The following is a 19692-nucleotide window of genomic DNA, read 5'->3' on the forward strand; positions in this document are numbered from 1 at the left end:
CCCGCGCGCCCCTGTGTAGTGGCCGGACCAGTCGCAGCTCACCTCACCTCACCTCACGTCGAGTTTTCGCTCAACAAGCTGTCGAGGACGGACACTGCGTATACCCGGTCCGGCAATGCCCTATTACCCTTCCCGCCCTGAGTTCGGCGGTGTGCTCGCACGACCTCGCAGAGGCGTCGTCGGTATTCCTCAACGGCGAGACTGAATTTCACGCGAATCTGCTCTGCACTGGGGCCGCCGATCGGCGCCCAGAGGATAGCGAAATCGAGGATGTCGTCCGTGGTGTCCGACTGCGCGACAGGTAAGCATTTTCTCCGTCGGGTGGCAGTGGAGGTCACGGCGCTCGACCCGGCGTCGTTCGACCATCCGCGCGCATGGGGGCGCCGGAGTCAGGATCGGCTACCGCCGCCGGCTGCGGGTAGGCCTGCCGGAATCTATCCATTTCCTGTTTCTCACAGGGACTTTCGGCGATGATCTGCCAGAGTCGTTCGACGAACCGCCACGGGCGCATCCCGAACTTGATGAAGGTCTCGTCCTCAGGCACACCACCGAACGGTGCCCACAGGCGGGCGAAAGCGAGGAGATCTTCTGCTTCTGTTGCGTGTTTGCTGAGCTGTTTCAGTCGGTGCCGTTCGGCATCTCGTCGTCGTTCGCGCCGTTGACGGTAACGGGCGATATCTGCCTCCACCGGATCGGATCCGTTCGGTACCGCGGAGCCCGAGCGAGCCGGGCTCCCCCCCAGGTGCGCTCCCTTGTTGCGTATGGACATTCGTTTCTCTGTTCGGCAGTGCGGTTCTGTATCCGAGGCCGGCCGGGTGAGTAGGTCGGCTCGATCGTCGGGCTGCAGATGTGTGTGGGCTGGAGCCGCTGGCTGTGCAGCCGTCCTGAGGTGCGGGTGAATGAGCCGACGGGCGGGGGGTAGGCACCCGCCCGCCGGCACAGGGGTGCGTTCAGGAGCGGTGGTGGACCTGAGCGGGTTCGGTGGGCGATCGGAGTCTGGTCAATGCTCTTCCTCGGTCGTGTCGGGTCAGAAGGCCAGGTGCGGTAGCGACTCAGCGGTCACGGGGTTTGCCGACAGTGTCAGGGCCCGGCCCCGCAGCCGCGCTGGGCGGGCGTTCGAAGGTGTGCGCTTGCGGGTTGGCCAGCCGCTCGGGCCGCAGGATCTCGTCGAGCTCCGTGGTGGTGAGCAACCCTTTTTCGAGCACCAGTTCGGTGACGCCGCGTCCCTCGGTCAGCGCCTGCCGGGCGATGGAGGTTGCCGCGTCGTAACCGATCAACGGGTTGAGGACGGTGACCACCCCGATGCTCGCTTCGACCTGGGAACGCAGGAAGTCCTTGTTGGCGGTGATGCCGTCGATGCAGTGGTCGGCCAGTGCGGTGCAGGCCGCGGTGAGCGAGGCCAGGCTGGCGAACAGTGAGCGCGCGATGATCGGTTCGAAGGCGTTGAGCTGCAATTGTCCGGCCTCGGCGGCCATGGTGATGGTGAGGTCGTTGCCGATGACCTCGAACGCCACCTGGTTGACCACTTCCGGGATGACCGGGTTGACCTTGCCGGGCATGATGCTCGATCCGGCCTGCCGCGGGGGGAGGTTGATCTCGGCGAAACCCGCGCGGGGGCCGGAGGACAACAGGCGCAGGTCGTTGCAGATTTTCGACAGCTTCACCGCGACGCGTTTGAGCATTCCGGAGAACAGCACGAACGCCCCGCAGTCCTGGGTGGCTTCGACCAGGTTGCCGGCCGTCACCAGCGGCAGTCCGGTGATTCGCTGCAGGTGGGTGCAGGCTGCGGCGGCGTAGTCGCGGTGGGTGTTGAGGCCGGTGCCGATCGCGGTTGCCCCCAGGTTGATCTCGTGCAGGTGCACCAGGGCTTCGCGGATTCGGCGTTCGTCCTCGTCGACCATCACCGCGTAGGTGCTGAATTCCTGACCGAGGGTCATGGGGACGGCGTCCTGCAGCTGGGTTCTGCCGACCTTGACGACATCGTCGAACTCGGCGGCCTTGCGAGCCAGGGCCAGGCGTAGGTGACCCATCGCGGACAGTAGTTCTCGGGTGCCTCCGATGGTCGCGATCCGAATCGCGGTGGGGTAGACGTCGTTGGTCGACTGGCCCATATTCACATCGCCGTTGGGGTGAATCATGGAGTATTCGCCCTTGTCGCATCCGAGGATCTCCAGCGCACGGTTGGCGATGACCTCGTTGGCGTTCATGTTCGTCGAGGTGCCGGCGCCGCCCTGGATGACGTCGACCACGAATTGGTCCAGCAGGCGGCCCTGTGCGATGTCCTCGCAGGCCTTGCCGATGGCATCCTTTTTGATCTCGTCGATCAAACCGAGGTCGAAGTTTGCCAGTACTGCGGCGTGTTTGATCTGCGCGAGGGCGGTGACCAGAAGTGGATACGCGGAGATTGTCGTGCCGGTGATGGCGAAGTTCTCGACCGCGCGCAGCGTCTGGATTCCCCAGTAGGCGGCGGCCGGGACCGCTCGGGCACCCATGAAGTCGGTCTCGGTCCTGCTTCCATTGGCTTCCACTAGGGATGGTGCGGTCATCTGTGCCACTGCTCTCAGTTCGCGATGGTGTCGGGTGAGTGGGGGGACGGTGAGGGTGAAGATGTCGTCAGGCCTGCGGCCGCTGCGGCGGCGACGATCGGGGTGGGTCGCCTGCGTCGAGCCGCTGAGCGAGCGACGTCAGGTGGAGGAAACGAACCCGAGTGTCTTGTCCACGACGTTGTCCAGTGGTTCGGAAGTGCAGAACCGCCGCAGATTGTCGACGAAGAGTCGGCTCAGGTCATCGAGATAGTTCTCGGTGTCCCCGCTCATGTGCGGGGTGATGATGACGTTGTTCATGCTCCACAGCGGATGCCTGTCGGGCAACGGCTCGGGGTGCACGACATCGAGGGCGGCGCCCGCAATCGAACCCCATGCCAATGCCTTCGTCAGGGCATCGGTGTCGACGAGTTCTCCGCGCCCGACGTTGATCAGGCGTGCGGTCGGTGCCATGGCGGCGAGGACGTGGGCGCCGACCAATCCTCGGGTGTCGGCGGTCAGCGGAGCGGCCAGCACGACGTAGTCGAAGCCGCCGACGATGTCGACCAGGTCGTCTGAGGAGTAGATGCGGTGGAAGTCGTCGTCGCCGGGCCGGCCGGAGCGGCCGGCACCGCTGACGTGCATGCCGACTGCGGTGAAGAGTCGGGCGATTTCGCGGCCGATGGAGCCGGTGCCGACCACCAGCGCGGACTGCCCCTGGATTTTGCGGCTGGTGCGGTGTTGCCAGCGGTGTTGCTGCTGCAGCCGGAACGAGGCCTGCGTGTCCTTGGCCATGTCCAGGACGAATCCGAGGGCGAACTCGGCGATGGCGCGGCTCAGGACGCCCCGGGAGTTGGTGTAGACGATGTCGCTGACGACCAACTCGTCGAACATCAGCTGGCTCACCCCGGCCGCGGAGACATGCACCCATTGCAACGTGGCGGCGGCATCCCAGTTCTGCTGCAGCGCAGGCGAGAACGAATGCCACTGGTACAGCACGTCGGCGCCGTCGAGGGCCGCGGCGAGGCCGTCGGCTGTGGTCAGCCGCACGTCCGCCAGCTCCTCGATCTCGGTCAACCGGGGCGGCAGCGCCTCCCGGTAGAGGACCGCGACGACGGGCCGGGCGGGGTCGGTTGCGGTGGTCATGACACCGGTGATGCCGCGGCGGCAGCCGGGTGATCCGCGGCGAGGGCATCGATGGCGGACAGGACCGCGGCCGTGAACTCCGCGGTCGACGAGATGCCGCCGACGTCGCGGGTGCCGAGGCCGTGGCGCAGGGCCGACTCGAACGCGGCCTGCAGGTGGGCCGCCGCGTAAGGGTGCCCGAGGTGCTCGAGCATCATCGCCCCCGACCAGATCTGGCCGACCGGGTTGGCCAGGCCCTTGCCGGCGATGTCCGGGGCCGATCCGTGCACCGGTTCGAACAGGGACGGAAAGTCCCCGGCCGGGTTCAGGTTGGCGCTGGGCGCCAGGCCGATCGAGCCGGTGACCGAGCTGCCCAGGTCGGAGAGGATGTCCCCGAGCAGGTTGGAGGCGACAATGACATCGTAGGTCCAGGGCCGGAGCACCAGATGCGCGGCGAGGGCGTCCACGAGTTCGCTGGTGAGGTTCACCTCGGGGTACAGGCGTGCGGTCTCCTCGACCACTTCGTCCCAGAACGGCATTGTGTGCACGATGCCGTTGCTCTTGGTGGCCGAGGTCAAGTGTCCGCGGCGGGAGGCTGCGAGGCCGGCGGCGTAGCGGGTGACCCGGGAGACGCCGAGTCGGGTGAAGATGGTTTCCTGTACCGCGCTCTCGTGCGGGAGTCCGCGGTAGGTTCGGCCGCCGACCTCCGAATATTCGCCTTCGTTGTTTTCTCTCACGATGAGCAGATCGATGGGCTGCTTGTCGGCCAGGGGTGAGGTGACACCGTCGAGGGTCTTGACGGGGCGAAGGTTGATGTACTGCTGGAATTCCCGGCGGATGGGGATCAGCAGTCCCCACAGTGATTCGGTGTCCGGGACCTCGGGTGAGCCCACCGCGCCGAGGAAGATCGCGTGGTGTGCGGCGAGTTGTTCGAGCCCGTCGACGGGCATCATCCGTCCGTGCTGGAGGTAGTACTCCGATCCCCAGTCCAGGTACGTGAACTCGAGGTCGAGGCAGTGGATCTGCGCGATCCGCTCGAGGCAGGCGATGGCAGCGGGGACGACTTCTTTCCCGATGCCGTCGCCGGCGATGACCGCGATGTTGTGGGTGCTCATGACGTGGTCCGCTCTGGCAGGCCGCCCAACAGCTGCTGGGGTGCCCCCGATTCTGTGAGGTTGATGATGGTGTTCTTGGGTTCGGTCATCTGGTAGAGCGCGTGCCGGACCCCCTCACGGCCGACGCCGGACTTCTTGAACCCGCCGAAGGGCATGGAATCGATTCGGATGTCGCTGGTTTCGTTGATGACGACGGCGCCGACGTGCAGATGTTCGGCGATGACCAGGGCCAGATCGATGGACTGGGTGAACACACCCGCCTGGAGTCCGTAGTCGGAGTCGTTGGCCCGTTGGACGGCGTCGGAGATCTCGGTGAACGGCAGCAGGGTGACCACGGGACCGAATACTTCCTCGCGGATCACCCGGCACTGCGCCGGCACGTCGGTCAGGACGGTGGGTTCGTAGAAGGCGCCCCGCCGCTGCCCACCCGCGTGCAGCGACGCCCCGGAGGCGATGGCCTCGTCCACCCATTCCTCGATGCGCCGGGCCTCGGCCTCGGAGATCAGCGGGCCGACGTCGGTGCGGCGGTCGAACTTCGACCCGGTCCGCAGAGCCTGGGTGCCGCGGGTGACGTGCTCGACGACATCGTCGAACAGCGAGGTGTGCACGTACACCCGCTGCACGGACAGGCAGTTCTGGCCGGCGACCCCGAAGGCGCCGGCGACGATCGCCTCGGCCGCGGCGACCGGGTCGGCGTCGGCGCAGACGATAGTGGCGTTGTTGCCGCCGAGCTCGGAGAGGATCTTCTTGGCACCGGCGGCGGCGGCGATGCGCTGCGCCGTGCGGGGACCGCCGGTGAAGGAGATCAGGTCGACGTCCTCATCGGTCACGAGCGCTTCGGCGACCCCGGGGCCCCCGACGATGGCGGCGAGGCGGCCCGCAGGGACTCCGGCGTCGAGGAGCAGCTGGACCAGGGCCAGCCCGCTGAGCGGGGTGCGCTCCGACGGTTTGAGGACGACGCCGTTGCCACCGATCAGCGCCGGCCCCAGTTTGTGCGCCACCAGGTTGAGGGGGTCGTTGAACGGGGTGATCGCGGCGACGATTCCCATCGGTTTGCGGGTGTACCAGCCGATCTTGTGGCCCACCGCGAGGCTGTCCTCGAAGTCGAGGGTCGATCCGGACAGCTCGCTGGAGGCGAGGGCGGACAGCCGCAGGGTTTCGATGCAGCGGCGGACCTCGCGTTCGGCTTCGCCGATGGTCTTGCTGCCCTCGGCGGCGATGATGGCCGCGAACCGGGCGTGTTGTTGGTCGAGGAGTTCGGTGGCCTTTTCGAGCGCCTGCCGGCGGGCGCGCAGCGGCCACGGCTCGAGGAGGAGGTGACGCCGGATGTGCGCGATGGCGCGCCGAACATCGTCGGAGCTTGATGCGCACACCCGGCCGAGCAGGAAGCCGTCCTCAGGATCCCGAACTTCCAACGTCATGTCAGCGGACTGCCATCGTCCCTCGAGGTACGCCCCTCCCGGGAGGTCGGCGATCTCGGTGCGGTCGGTGGCTGTTTCCGGGCGCGCGTCAACGACGCTGATGGATGGAACCATGAGACTGCGTACCCTGCCTATTTGATTCGGTCGATGACTTTTGCGGCTCCGCCGATGATCGGCAGGAACCAGGGGGGGCCGAAATGGCCCGGAACGGGAGGATTCTTCAGGTCCTCCCAGACGTTCGCGGTGGTGTCGCCATTCATGTACTGGACCATCTGCTTGCCCATGTGGGCCGCCATTTGCACACCGTGGCCGCTGTAGCAGAGGGAGTAGAACACCCCGTCGTGCGCGCCGGCGTGGACCATCTGATCCATGGACAGATCGACCAGTCCACCCCAGGTGTAGTCGACCTTGACGTTCGACAGATAGGGGAACAACTCGATCATCGCCTTGCGCAGAATTCGGCCGCTCTTGACGTCCGAGTCCGGGCTCGAGAGCGCGAACCGGGCCCGACCACCGAAGAGCAGCCGGTTGTCCGGGGTGATGCGGAAGTAGTAGGTCAGCATCTTGCTGTCGGAGGCCTGGCGCCGGTTCGGCAGAATGCGGTCGACGACCTCGCCCGGCAGCGGTTCGGTGACGATGATGAAGCTGCCCACCGGGATCACGCGCCGCTGCAGCCACGGCGTCACGGCGCCGGTGTAGCCGCTGGTGGCCACCAGCACCTGGTTCGCCCGGACGATGCCGCGGGTGGTGTGCACGTAGTGCGCGGTGCCCGATATCTTCTGCAGTTCGGTGACCGCGGCGTTTTCACAGATGTAGGCTCCGGCGGCCGCCGCCGCCCCGGCCAGGCCGTGTGCGAATTTTCCGACGTGCATTCCGGCGCCGAGCGGATCGACCATCGCTCCGTGATAGAAGTCGGAGCCGATTTCGCTGTGGATCTCGGACTTCGGGATGGTGATGACGTCGTAGTTGGCCAGGTCGGCCAATTGTTCCTGCGACTTCAGCATCCCCTCGTAGTGGGAGGGGTGAAAGGCCAACGAGAGTTTCCCGAACCGTTGAAAGTCGCAATCGATGCCATAGTTCTGCACCAATTTCTCGATGGTGTCGATGGCGTCGTTGTATTCCCGGAACATTTCAACGGCGCGGGGTCCTCCGTACCGCTTGACGGCAGTGTTGAAACTGATCGCCAACCCCGTGGTCGCCATCCCGCCGTTGCGGCCGGATGCCCCCCACCCGACCGTGTGGCGTTCGAGAACAGCAACGCTCGCTCCTTGTTTGGCCAACTCGACCGCCGCCGAGAGCCCGGTGAACCCGGCGCCGATGATGGCAACGTCGACCTCCTCGGGCACCGGCGTGCGGCGGTAATCGCCGGAGGGCTCGGCGGTGTCGAGCCAGTACGGGATGAGTTTCACGATTGACCTTTCGCCTTACGGAGGGCTCAGAGACCGAGGAGCTTGTTGAGCTCGTCGAGAGAAGCGACGGTGGTGTAGTCGTAGCCCGCGGTGATGGGGTCGTAGCCGCGGTCCAGCAGCGCCAGGTTCCGGAAGCCCATGTCGTGCATCGGCATCATGTCGTACCGGGTGTGCGAGGAGACGTGCAGGAAGTCCTCCGGCTTGGCGCCCAAGGTGTCGAGCATGTACTCGAACGCCTGGTAACGCGGCTTGTAGGCCTGGGCCTGCTCGGCGGTGTAGACCGCGTGGAAGTCGGCACCGAGCTTGGGAACGCTGACGTCCAGGAAGCTGTCGTCGGCGTTGGACAGGATCACCAGCTTGTAGTTGTCGCCCATGAGCTTGAGCGGAGCCGGCACGTCCTCGTGGGCAACCCAGCCGCGCACGGCCTCGGCGAACTGTGCGCCGGCGCCTTCGGTCGGCCCGATGCCCCACCGCTTGCACACCCGGTCGAAGGAATCCTGAAGGATCTGCTCGTAGGGCTTGTAGTCGCCGCAGACCTCGTCGTACCGGTACCCGCGGAATTCCTTCTTGAACGCGGGCCACTGCTCGTCGGGAAGACGGTCCGCGAGCAGCCGGCGGGTGGTGGGATCGATGTCGAAGTTGATCAGCGTGCCGTAGCAGTCGAAGGAGACGTACTTCGGGCGGAAAGTCTTGTCTGCCATGGTTATCCGTTTCATTGAAAGTGGGGGTGGCGACGACAGGGCGGGAACCACTGCCGTTCCCGGGAGGAGGCGGAGTTACCGGCGGTCGTTGCCGCCTTACACAGGACTCCGCGACCTGCTGAACCGACCCTAGGCCGCGGAATTGTCAATTGTCAACAGTTTGCTATCGGCGTAGTGTGATCCAGTGCACCGACCGAACCGACTGTGAAGAAGATCGCTGTTAACTGTCGACAATTTGGTGTGGAAGTGGTTGGATGAGGCCTATCCGGAAGTGCGGATGCCGCGCACGCACACCCCGCCACCTGCGGCGACGGGATACCCACCGGCCGGGAATCTGAGAACCCGCGCTTCGTTCAGCGAACCCCTCCCGCTGACATCATTCGAAGGAAACCCATGAAGACAAGAACAAAAGTCCAGGCCGTAGCGGCCGGCTTCGCCCTCCTGCTCGCCTTGAGCGCGTGCGGCACCGCCGACAGCGACGGGGCCGCCGGCTCGACCTCGAACACCACCGACATCTCCGAGGGAGTCCAGCCGGATCCGGCCGCCGTCGCCCTGCTGCCCGCGTCCTACAAGGACAAGGGTGAGCTCACAGTCGCGATGGATCTGCACTACCCGCCGACCACATTCCTCGCCGACGACAGCACCACCCCGATCGGCCTCAACCCCGACGTCGCCCGACTGGTCGCCAAGAAGCTCGGACTCGGGATCAAGTTCGTCAACACCAGTTTCGACACCATCATTCCCGGTATCGAGGGTGGCCGGTACGACTTCACCGCCACCTCCATGTCGGTCACACCCGACCGCCTCAAGGTGCTGGACATGATCGACTACTTCGACGCCGGGGTGTCCGTGGCCGTGCCCGCAGGAAACCCCGAGGGTCTGAGCAACGACAACCTGTGCGGCAAGAACATTGCCGTGACGAAGGGCTCGAACGCACAGCTCAAGCATCTGCCCAACATTTCCGAGTGGACGTGCGTGTCACAGGGCAAGCCCGCGATCAATGGCGTTGTCCTGCCCAACGTTCAGGAAGCGCTGACCCAGCTGGCCTCGAAGCGCGTGGACGGCGTCTTCTACGACACCCCCGCCCTGGTCTGGGCACAACAGCAGCAACCCAACGCCCTGACCGTCCTCACGCCGCAGGTCGACACCCGCTCGGATCACATCGTCACCGTTGCCCTCGAGAAGGGATCTCCGCTGACGCCGGCGCTGCAGGCGGCCGTCCAGTCCGTCCTGGACAGCCCCGAGTACCAGAAGTCGCTCGCCACGTGGCACCTCACTGATTCGGCCGTTACCGAAGCCAAGCTCAACTAGGGAGAGACCATGGTGCAACTGACTACCCACGGAAGTAACCCGACGATGAACGGAATGGATCCCGCCCTCAAACCGAGGCTCAGGCGCAGAAGCGTGTTCGAGTACGCGGCCTGGGCTGTGTGCATCCTGCTCGCCCTGGGCCTGCTCGTGTCCGTCTCCACCAATCCCAACTTCCAGTGGGACGTGGTCGCGAAATACCTCACCAATGAATCGATCCTGCGCGGTCTGGTCCTGACCCTCTACCTGACGGTCGCCAGCATGGTCCTCGGCACGCTGTTGGGTCTGGTCCTGGCAATCATGCGGTCGTCGAGCATCAAACCGATTGCCGCCACGGCCGGGGTGTACATCACCTTCTTTCGCGGCACCCCGGTGCTGGTCCAGCTGATCTTCTGGTTCAACATCGCTGCGCTGTACCCGAACCTGTCCATCGCCGGCATGAACATCGACGTCAACGCCCTGATCACTCCCATCACGGCCGCGCTCGTCGGCCTGACGCTCAATCAGGCCGCCTACATGGCCGAGATCATCCGCGGCGGATTCTCCGCAGTCGGCAAGGGCCAGATCGAGGCCGCCGACTCCCTGGGCATGAGCAGCATGACGAAGATGCGCAAGGTCATCATCCCCCAGGCCATGCCCTCGATCATTCCGGCGACCGGAAACCAGGTCATCGGCATGCTCAAGGAGACCTCCCTGGTCAGTGTGCTCGGCGTCGCGGAACTGCTGCAGAGCGCCCAGCTGATCTACGCCCGCACCTACGAAACCATCCCGCTCCTGATCGTCGCCAGCCTGTGGTACCTGGCAATGACCCTCCTGCTGAGCTACCCGCAATCCCAGCTCGAAAAGAAGTACTCCCGTTCAGCTTCCCGGCTTCCCCGGAAAGCGAAGAGGGTTGTGCTGACCGACCCGGAAGGAATTTCCCGATGATCTGCGACGGTACGGTTCACGCCCGGGGAATCCGTAAATCCTTCGGCCCCAAGACAGTTCTGAAAGACATCGACGTCGACATCGCCAGCGGTGAGATCTCGTGCATCATCGGCCCCAGTGGGTCCGGGAAATCGACCCTGCTGCGCTGCATCAACGGCCTCGAAACCGTCGATCTGGGCGTGCTGAAGGTCAACGGAGAACACTTCGGCTACTACGAAACCGACGACGCCTTCCACGCCCTGAGCCGCAAACGCCTCGCCGAGCAGCGCACCAAGATCGGCATCGTGTTCCAGCAGTTCAACCTGTTCCCCAACATGACCGCCCAGGAAAACATCATGTCCGGCCCCGTACTGGTCAAGGGCGGCGACAAGGGGCAGGCAGCCCAGCGAGCACAGCAACTGCTCGCGAGCGTGGGCCTGGCCGGTTTCGGCAGCCACTATCCCGCGCAGCTGTCCGGCGGACAGCAGCAGCGGGTGGCCATCGCGCGAGCGTTGGCGATGGACCCGCAGATCATGCTCTTCGACGAGCCCACCAGCGCCCTGGATCCGGAAAAGGTCGGGGAAGTCCTCGCCGTCATGAAGGATTTGGCACAGAAGGGCATGACCATGATCGTGGTCACCCACGAGATGGGCTTCGCCCGCGAGGTTGCGGACTCGCTGCTGTTCATGGACGAAGGCTGCATCGTCGAACGCGGCGACGCCCGCGAGGTCCTCGCCCACCCGAAAGAACGCCGCACCCAGGCCTTCTTGGAAAAGGTGCTCTGACCACGATGGACGGACAACTGGCCGTCATCGGCCTGGGCAGCATCGGAAGCATGGCCCTGTGGCAGGCCTCCCACATGTCGAACTCGGTGGTCGGCTTCGAGGCCCACTCCCCCGGCCACGGCCGCAGCGCTGCCGGCGGGGACACCCGCCTGTTCCGCATGCTCTACCGCGGAACGCCTGGCTACTACCCCATCCTCGAACGCTCCCGGCACCTGTGGAGTGCACTCGAGGTCGAAACGAGTCAGCAAATCCTCACCCGCTGCGGCGGCCTGTCCATCGGAACGGTGGACGGCCCCTATCTTCCGCACCTGCTCGAGACCACCCGATTGACCGGCGCGGACCACGAACTCCTCAGCCGCGAGGCGATGGCCGAACGGTACCCACAGCACCACCTCCGTCCCGACGACGCCGCGGTGTTCGACCCGCATGCCGGCGCCCTGCGGACCGACCGTGCAGTGACCGCGGCGGTGGCCGCGGCGCAGGTGAACGGGGCCACGGTCCTCACCAACACTCCGATCGACGACATCCGGGAAACCGGCGACGGCGTGGTCATCACCTCCGGCAGCCAGTCGTGGACATTCGAGCGCGTCATCGTCGCCTCCGGCGGCTGGTCCCGGCGCCTGATGCCCGACTACCTCACGGCGGTCACCGACACCCGGCGGATCTTCCTGACGTGGTTCGTGGCGCGGGACACCGCAGAATTCACCCCGGACCGATTCCCCATCTTCATCCGGATCTCCGGGAACCGCTCCATGTACGGCGCACCCAGCGTCGACGGGGTGACTGTGAAGGCCACCCTGGACGGGCGCGGCGCCCCCACCCCCCGCGCCGACGCGGTACCCCGGGAGCTCACGGCGGAGGAAACCGTGGAGACCACCGACACGGTCACCGAGTTCCTGCCCGGTCTCTTCCCGACAATCGTCCGCTCCGACGCCTTCCCGGACCTGTTCACCACCGACAAGTACCCCCTCCTCGGACCCCTGCGGGAGAACAGCCGAATCTACTGCGCCACCGGCTTTTCCGGCGCCGGCTTCAAAATGGCCACCGGCTACGGCGAGATCGCCGCCGGCGAAGCCCTGGGCACCCGGACCTTCGAGGGCCTGGATTTTCTGCGCCCGCAGCGATACCGCTCATCAGGCGCCGGCGAACACCCGGCAGCCACCGTCGACGGCTCCGGCGCCGGCCAACCCGTGAGGTCATAGGGCTCGACACAAGCCCGGAGGGCAGGGCGAGGCCCACATCTCGCCCTGCCCTCGACAGCACCACGCAACCACGCAACATTGCCAATTGTTGACAATTGACAATTCAGTAGGAAAGTATGAGTCCATGGCAACTCTCAGTCCAGCCCTCAAGCAGGCCACCCCGGTCGTCGTCGACTACGCGGCCGGCAGCTGGGTGTACGCGACCGACGGCAAGAAGTACCTCGACTTCACCACCGGCATCGGTGTCACCAGCACCGGGCACTGCCACCCGGACGTGGTCGCCGCGGCCCGCGAACAGGTCGGCAGGATCGTTCACGCCCAGTACACGACGGTGATGCACAAGCCGTTGCTCGAGCTCACCGACAAGCTGGGCGAATTCCTTCCCGAGGGTTTGGACAGCGTCTTCTACGCCACCTCCGGCTCCGAAGCGGTGGAGGCCTCAATTCGCCTGGCGCGGATGGCGACCGGGCGCCCCAACATCATCTCGTTCCACGGCGGGTTTCACGGCCGCACGGTGGGCGCCGCGTCGCTGACCACCGCCGGCACCAAGTTCCGCTCCGGCTTCTCGCCGCTGATGAGTGGGGTGCACATCGCCCCGTTCCCGCACGCCTTCCGCTTCGGCTGGGATATGGAGACCGCTGTCGCCTTCGCGCTGGCCGAACTCGATCACCTGCTGCAGACGATCAGCACCCCCGCCGATACGGCCGGGTTCATCATCGAGCCCGTCCTCGGCGACGGCGGCTACATCCCGACCCCGCCGGCGTTCCTGCAGGGGTTGCGCGAGCGCGCCGATCGGCACGGCATCGTGCTGATCGTGGACGAGGTCCAGGCCGGTGTGGGGCGCACCGGCAAGTTCTGGGGACACGACTGGGCGGACATCCGGCCGGATATCGTCATCACGGCGAAGGGCCTGGCCAGCGGCTTCCCCATCTCCGCCATCGCGGCCTCCACGGAGCTGATGGGCAAGGCGTGGCCGGGCTCACAGGGCGGCACCTACGGCGGCAACGCCGTCGCCGCCGCCGCCGGGGTCGCGACCTTGGGTGTCATCGCACGCGAGAACTTGGTGTCCAATGCCCAGCTCCGCGGCGACGAGCTGCGCGCGGGTCTGGACAACCTCGCGGCCGACTTCCCGGGAATCGGGAACGTTCGAGGCCGGGGCCTGATGCAGGGCGTCGAATTCGTCACCGCCGACCGCACCCCGGACGCGGCGACGGCGCTCGCCGTGCAGCAGGCCGCCGTCGACGCGGAACTGCTGCTGCTCACTTGCGGTCCGTACGGCAACGTCATCCGCATCATTCCGGCGCTCAACGTCACCAGCGACGAAATCCGTATCGGCCTCACGAAATTCACGCAGGCGCTCAAGGTCGCCACCAGCTAGCCATCCCCCACGGATTCCGTCGGCGACGACGCGCCGTCCTCGCCGGCGGAATCCGTCCCTCGATCACCGAAAGTGGATCATGAGCCCTTCCCTTGACCCCACCACCCTGCACGCCGACCTGTTCATCGACGGTGTCTGGCGTAAAGCCGCGGGCGCGGCCACCTTCACCGTGGAGAACCCGGCCACCCACGAGATCATCGCCGAGGTGGCCGACGGCGGGCTCGACGACGCCCTCGCCGCCATCGCCGCAGCCGGCCGCGCACAGGCGTCATGGAGCACCTCCACCCCGCGCGAGCGCGCCGACATCCTGCGCCGCGCCTTCGACCTGGTCAATGCCAACACCGACCGGCTGGCCGCCATCATCACCGCCGAGATGGGCAAGCCCCTGCCGAGGCCAAGGGCGAGGTGGCCTACGGCGCCGAGTTCCTGCGCTGGTTCTCCGAGGAGGCCACTCGGATCGGCGGCGACCACACCACCTCCGTCGACGGCAACACCCGCATTCTGATCACCAAGGAACCGGTCGGACCGTGCGTGTTGGTCACGCCCTGGAACTTCCCGCTGACCATGGGTATCCGCAAGATCGCCCCGGCAATTGCCGCCGGATGCACGATGGTCTTCAAGCCCGCCGACCTGACCCCGCTCACCTCGCTCGCCCTGGTCGACATCTTCCAGCAGGCGGGGCTGCCCGACGGCGTTCTCAACGTCGTCACCTCCTCCAACGCCGCCGCCGTGGTGGAGCCGTGGATGACCAGCGGTATCGCGCGCAAGATCAGCTTCACCGGGTCCACCGCGGTCGGCAAGATCCTGTTGCGCCAGGCCGCGGACAACGTCATGCGCTCCTCGATGGAGCTGGGTGGCAACGCCCCGTTCATCGTCCTGGCCGACGCCGACGTCGAGCGCGCCGTCGACGGCGCCATGATTGCCAAGATGCGCAACATGGGCGAGGCCTGCACCGCCGCGAATCGTTTCTTCGTACACCGTTCCCTGGCAGAGGAATTCAGCGAGAAGTTCGCCAAGAGAATGTCCGAGCTGCAGGTCGGCAACGGCGCCCTGGAAGGCACCGAGGTCGGCCCCCTCATCGAACAGAAGGGGCTGGACAAGGTCGAGGAACTGGTCGCCGACGCGGTCGCCAAGGGCGCCCGCATCATCACCGGCGGCGCCCGCCCCGAGGGCCCTGGGTACTTCTACACTCCCACCGTCCTGACCGACGTCCCCCTCGATGCGGAACTGATGACCACCGAGATTTTCGGTCCGGTCGCGGCGATCACCCTCTTCGACAGCGAGGACGACGCGGTGCGGCTCGCGAACGACACGAACTGGGGGCTCGTGGGCTATGTGTTCACCGAGAATGTGGACAAGGCCATGCGTTTCTCGTCCGCACTGGAAGTAGGAATGGTCGGCCTGAACACGGGTCTGGTGTCGAATCCGGTCGCCCCGTTCGGCGGCGTCAAGCAGTCCGGACTCGGACGCGAGGGCGGCAAGGTCGGAATCGACGAGTTCCTCGAGTACAAGTACACCGCAATAGCACGCTAGGGAGCTGTGCGTCCACGAATGAGGTAAGGGAATTTCCATGGCGACACCGGAGGGACTGCTTGTACTGGAGGGACGTCCGACGGCACAACTGATCGCCGACCACCTGCGGGAGCAAATCATCCAGGGGGTCTTCCGCCCCGGGCAGCAGATCAACGAATCCGTCCTGGCCGGCCAGTTGCACACCTCCAGGGGTCCGGTCCGTGAAGCACTGCAGCGGTTGGCCCAGGAAGGAATCCTGGTCAGTCTGCGGAACCGTGGTGTCTTCGTGCCGGAATTGTCGATCGACGACATCAAGGAAATCTATGCGGTGCGAGAAGCCGTGGAATCGGCCTCCGCCGATATCCTCCTGCACACTGGTCAGAAACAGATCGACCGCACCTGTCAGTCGCTGAGAGACACCTTGACGGAAATGGCAGCGCAGGTCGAATTGTCGGACTGGCAATCACTGACCCGGCTGGACATGAAATTCCACACATCGTTCGTCGAAGGCACCAGGAATTCACGGTTGATCCGGATTTACGACACCTTGGTCGCCGAATCGAGAATGTGCATCCTCAACCTCCAGGTGTCCTACCCCCGAGTGGATGCTCTGGTGCAGGAGCACCAAAATCTCCTGGACCTGCTCGAAGCGGGCGACAACGAAGGACTACACCAGGCGATCAGTCAACACATGCGCAAGGCAGTCGACGATCTCACGGCGACAACACCTCGCGAGTAGCGGGGCTCGAAGCCTCGAATCGCCGGTTCGTCGGCAGTTCCGCGCACGGACAGATGCCACCGGGCGGGTCGACAGGACCGTGCCGCGTAAGGTGCCGCGCCGTTGCTGCTGCTGAGCGTGCCCCGGGGACCCGGGGCACGCTCAGCAGCGAACACCACTCCAGGTGACCGGCATTTTGCTGCCGGTACCCCCGTCTCCACCAAGCGCGTGCTATCCCTATTGCCTCGAGCCTTTCCTCGAAAAGGTAAGGGGCCGAACGCAATTACCAGATTTCGACCTACCGAAGATTGTTGACAATCGCTAGGATAGGTTCCGTGCCAACCAATCTGAGGCACGTCAGCCGAGGGCACAGCCCAAGAATGGAGTAACCATGGTCAAGGCGACCGTCATGAACGATGCAACAACCGAGGAGCCCGGGAAGCACAGCCCCAAGGCCACGTCCACGACACCCGGCCAGACCGAAGTCTCCCTGGGACTGTGGGACGGAAACGGCCTGCGGACGGGGATCTGGGAGGTCACGCCGGGAACGTTCACGAGCACCCGGGACGGCTACAACGAGATCTGCCAGATCCTCAGTGGCACCGCCACCATCACCGAAGCGAACGGCAACAGCTTCGACATCGGTCCGGGATCACTCTTCGTGACGCCCGCCGGCTGGGAGGGCACCTGGACCATTCACACCACCCTCCGCAAGATGTGGGTTGTGCAGGATATTTCGAACGCCGTCGACTGATCACCGGGTGTCGACACCACCGAGGTAGCGCCGTGCATCGCCGCCTCTCGGTGGTGTCGGGTTCCTGCCCGGAGCGCGGGGTCACCGGACAGGGCCGACACCAGAAGGTCGAATAGCCAGAAGGCGTCGATGCCGTCGGAACAGGCAGCTCCCGGTCACACGGGTACGCACTCGCTGCAGGGCAGGCCCGATTCGGGGATCGTGCCTGCCCTGCAGCGCCTTCCCCCTGGAGAGCCGGCCCAACCTCTCGGCACCGCAGCTGTCCCCTGAACTCCTCCCACTCGAAGGAAGCCGTGATGTTTACGCCCCTGCGCGATCTCGACCTCCGCGATCTCGAGGTCGAGCTGGTCCGGTGCCACGCCGACTACGCGGCGCTGCAGGCGCGGCAGCTCACGCTCGATCTCACCCGGGGTAAGCCGGCACCCGAACAGCTCGACCTGTCCGCGGCGATGCTCGCCCTGCCCGGTCACGACGACTATGTGATCGATGGGATCGATTGCCGAAACTACGGCGATCTCGCCGGCTTACCCTCACTGCGGGAGCTGTTCGGGGAGGTACTCAACATCTCACCCGCGAACCTGATCGCCGGCGGCACCTCGAGCCTGGAAACGATGTACGACGTCCTGTCGTTCGCCTGGATACACGGCACGGACGCGACGAGCGCACCCTGGTCCCGCGATCCGGTGAAGTTCCTGTGCCCGGTGCCCGGCTATGATCGGCACTTCGCCATCACCGAGTCGCTGGGCATCGAGCCGATTCCGGTTCCACTGCTCTCCGACGGCCCCGACACCGCCGCGATCGGCGAGTTGGTCGCCGCGGATCCTCAGATCAAGGGAATCTGGTGCGTTCCCACCTATTCCAACCCGAGCGGAGTCACCTACTCCGAGCAGGTCACGCGCGACCTGATGAGCATGGACACCGCCGCCCCCGATTTCCGTATCTTCTGGGACAACGCGTATGCGGTCCATCCCCTGACCGGAGATGGGCCACCCGTCCTCGATGTCCTGGGTATCGCCGACCGAGTTGGCAATCCACAGCGCCCGTACGTGTTCGCGTCGACCTCGAAAATGACCATCGCCGGAGGTGGTGTGAGTTTCTTCGCGGCCTCCGACGAGAACGTGGCGTGGTACCTGGGCCATTTGTCCAGTAAGCGCATCGGACAGGACAAGATCAACCAACTCCGGCACGTTCGGTTCTTCGTCGACGCCGCCGGCGTGCGCACCCATATGCGCAAGCACCAGCAGATTCTCGCACCAAAGTTCGACCTGGTCACGTCCACCCTGCAGCGGGAGCTGGGGCACGCGCGCATCGCCTCGTGGACCCGGCCGTCCGGAGGGTACTTCGTCAATCTCGAAGTGCTCCCGGGCACGGCCAGCCGAGTGGTATCCCTGGCAGGGCAGGCAGGCATCGCGCTGACCCCGGCAGGATCGGCCTTCCCCTCCGGGGACGATCCCCGGGACAGCCACATCCGGTTGGCCCCCACCCTGCCGCCGGTGCACGAGCTTCGTCTCGCCGTCGAGGGACTGTGCACCTGCATCCGATTGGCGGCCGCCGAACACGTCCGCAACAACCGCGCCGACGCAGCACCAGGATCGGCGTCGATGGAGCCCGCCTCAGCGGGCACTCAGCCCGCGAAACGCACGTGATCAGCGACCGAACCGACATCTCGGGACCGGGCTCCGCTCCGACCATCGGCATGACTGTGCCACGGTGCGCGGGGCCCCTGATACCCTCGGCCGACAAGGTGTAGGATCGCCAACTGTCAACAATTCACAAGTCAGCACAACCGTTCATCAGGAACAGTTGACGGTGCACCGGGAAAGGCAGTGGTAGATGACCGGCGTCGACGACATGGTTCCCCTGCCCCTTCGCGTCACCTCTGCTGTGATCGCCGAGCAGCTGCGGGAGCGGATCCTGGACGGCAGCTTCGCGCCAGGTGAACAAATCAGCGAGTTGCAGCTGGCCGCCAAGTTGCAGATGAGCCGTGGTCCCGTCCGCGAGGCCGTGCAGCGCCTCGCCCAGGAGGGACTCCTGGTCAACCACCGCAACCGAGGCGTGTTCGTCGTCGAGCTCGAGGTCGGCGACATCGAGGACGTCTATCGTGGTCGGCGCGCCATCGAGAAGGAAGCGGCGAGCACCGTGTACGAACGCGGGATCCCGGTCGGCCTCGCGGCTCGTCTCCAAGAAATCCTGCACAACATCGCCCAGTACATGAATGCCGGCGACTGGAAGAAGCTCGCCCGCGAGGATCTCTATTTCCACGAAACGATGGTCGAGGCCGCGCAGAGCCCGCGGCTGAGCCGTATGTTCTCGACGCTGGCCGCCGAGACCATGCTGTGTATGTCGGCGTTCGACGAGCGGTACATCCGGCCGCCCACCGCGGTCGAGGAACACGAGCGGTTGCTCCATCGGCTGCTCGGGGGCGATCTATCCGAGATGCTGGCAGAGATCGATCGTCACATGAGTGACGCGGTCGAGTCGCTGACCAATGCCCGCCGAGAACGCGACGGAGATAGGTCGAACGTGTAGGAGCCGCGCCGTTCTCGGTCCTGCATGGGCACGGATCTCTCGCGCGAATCAGCTATCACCTCGGTCCGTCGTGAATCAACGACGAACCGATCTCTGCACGGCGCCGACGACGTCATTTCGGGCACCCTGTTCAGGTCACGCCCGCCCACGCACGATGCAGTTACCAAGGGGAGACAATTGTGGAAAGCAGTAGTTGGGAAGGGTTCTCCACGAAGGCCGTGCACGCAGGATTCGACCCGGACCCGCAGACGGGCGCCGTCAACGTGCCGATCTACGCGAGCTCGACGTTCGCGCAGGACGGCGTCGG

The 19692-nt window shown here is 65.5% G+C and carries 16 protein-coding genes and 2 pseudogenes; 11 read left to right on the forward strand and 7 right to left on the reverse strand.

Annotated elements, in window-relative coordinates:
• Positions 1-334: 334 nt before the first annotated feature.
• From ACFTWF_RS15465 to ACFTWF_RS15495, 7 genes are all read right to left on the reverse strand, one after another.
• Complete coding sequence (locus ACFTWF_RS15465) at positions 335-688, reverse strand: hypothetical protein (RefSeq protein WP_378462079.1); 354 nt, start codon at positions 686-688, stop codon at positions 335-337.
• A 364-nt stretch (positions 689-1052) separates the two neighbouring features.
• Positions 1053-2546, reverse strand: a complete 1494-nt coding sequence (gene aspA / locus ACFTWF_RS15470; protein ID WP_378462080.1) for an aspartate ammonia-lyase — start codon at positions 2544-2546, stop codon at positions 1053-1055.
• Between the two features lie 138 nt (positions 2547-2684).
• Complete coding sequence (locus ACFTWF_RS15475) at positions 2685-3668, reverse strand: D-2-hydroxyacid dehydrogenase (protein ID WP_378462081.1); 984 nt, start codon at positions 3666-3668, stop codon at positions 2685-2687.
• A complete protein-coding gene (locus tag ACFTWF_RS15480; RefSeq protein ID WP_378462082.1) occupies positions 3665-4762 on the reverse strand; it encodes a tartrate dehydrogenase in 1098 nt (365 codons plus the stop codon). The genes ACFTWF_RS15475 and ACFTWF_RS15480 overlap by 4 nt, the downstream gene beginning before the upstream one ends.
• The gene (locus ACFTWF_RS15485) at positions 4759-6297 is read right to left on the reverse strand and encodes an aldehyde dehydrogenase family protein (protein ID WP_378462083.1); all 1539 of its coding nucleotides are present in this window, start codon (positions 6295-6297) and stop codon (positions 4759-4761) included. The genes ACFTWF_RS15480 and ACFTWF_RS15485 overlap by 4 nt, the downstream gene beginning before the upstream one ends.
• A gap of 17 nt (positions 6298-6314) precedes the next feature.
• Positions 6315-7592, reverse strand: coding sequence for an NAD(P)/FAD-dependent oxidoreductase (locus ACFTWF_RS15490; protein WP_378462084.1), 1278 nt, complete (start codon positions 7590-7592; stop codon positions 6315-6317).
• A 26-nt stretch (positions 7593-7618) separates the two neighbouring features.
• Positions 7619-8293, reverse strand: a complete 675-nt coding sequence (locus ACFTWF_RS15495) for a haloacid dehalogenase type II (RefSeq protein WP_378462085.1) — start codon at positions 8291-8293, stop codon at positions 7619-7621.
• A gap of 393 nt (positions 8294-8686) precedes the next feature.
• Between ACFTWF_RS15495 and ACFTWF_RS15500 the strand changes: the two genes are divergently transcribed.
• From ACFTWF_RS15500 to ACFTWF_RS15550, 11 genes and pseudogenes are all read left to right on the forward strand, one after another.
• Positions 8687-9604, forward strand: a complete 918-nt coding sequence (locus ACFTWF_RS15500) for an ABC transporter substrate-binding protein (RefSeq protein ID WP_378462086.1) — start codon at positions 8687-8689, stop codon at positions 9602-9604.
• A 9-nt stretch (positions 9605-9613) separates the two neighbouring features.
• The gene (locus ACFTWF_RS15505; RefSeq protein WP_378462087.1) at positions 9614-10528 is read left to right on the forward strand and encodes an amino acid ABC transporter permease; all 915 of its coding nucleotides are present in this window, start codon (positions 9614-9616) and stop codon (positions 10526-10528) included.
• On the forward strand, positions 10525-11292 hold the full coding sequence (locus tag ACFTWF_RS15510; protein WP_378462088.1) for an amino acid ABC transporter ATP-binding protein: 768 nt from the start codon (positions 10525-10527) through the stop codon (positions 11290-11292). Before ACFTWF_RS15505 ends, ACFTWF_RS15510 begins: the two co-directional genes overlap by 4 nt.
• Positions 11293-11297: 5 nt before the next feature.
• A complete protein-coding gene (locus ACFTWF_RS15515; RefSeq protein WP_378462089.1) occupies positions 11298-12494 on the forward strand; it encodes an FAD-dependent oxidoreductase in 1197 nt (398 codons plus the stop codon).
• A 124-nt stretch (positions 12495-12618) separates the two neighbouring features.
• Complete coding sequence (locus ACFTWF_RS15520; protein ID WP_378462090.1) at positions 12619-13872, forward strand: aspartate aminotransferase family protein; 1254 nt, start codon at positions 12619-12621, stop codon at positions 13870-13872.
• A gap of 79 nt (positions 13873-13951) precedes the next feature.
• Positions 13952-15405, forward strand: a pseudogene (locus ACFTWF_RS15525) (NAD-dependent succinate-semialdehyde dehydrogenase).
• 37 nt (positions 15406-15442) lie between these two features.
• Complete coding sequence (locus ACFTWF_RS15530) at positions 15443-16123, forward strand: GntR family transcriptional regulator (protein WP_378462091.1); 681 nt, start codon at positions 15443-15445, stop codon at positions 16121-16123.
• 388 nt (positions 16124-16511) lie between these two features.
• Complete coding sequence (locus tag ACFTWF_RS15535; RefSeq protein ID WP_378462092.1) at positions 16512-16856, forward strand: cupin domain-containing protein; 345 nt, start codon at positions 16512-16514, stop codon at positions 16854-16856.
• 296 nt (positions 16857-17152) lie between these two features.
• Complete coding sequence (locus ACFTWF_RS15540) at positions 17153-18502, forward strand: aminotransferase (RefSeq protein WP_378462093.1); 1350 nt, start codon at positions 17153-17155, stop codon at positions 18500-18502.
• 187 nt (positions 18503-18689) lie between these two features.
• Entirely contained in the window at positions 18690-19385 is a 696-nt protein-coding gene (locus tag ACFTWF_RS15545) for a GntR family transcriptional regulator (RefSeq protein WP_378462094.1), read from the forward strand.
• A gap of 176 nt (positions 19386-19561) precedes the next feature.
• Positions 19562-19692, forward strand: a pseudogene (locus tag ACFTWF_RS15550) (cystathionine gamma-synthase); the annotation flags it as partial.

Source organism: Rhodococcus sp. NPDC056960, from assembly GCF_042674125.1.
Lineage (GTDB): Bacteria > Actinomycetota > Actinomycetes > Mycobacteriales > Mycobacteriaceae > Rhodococcus_F.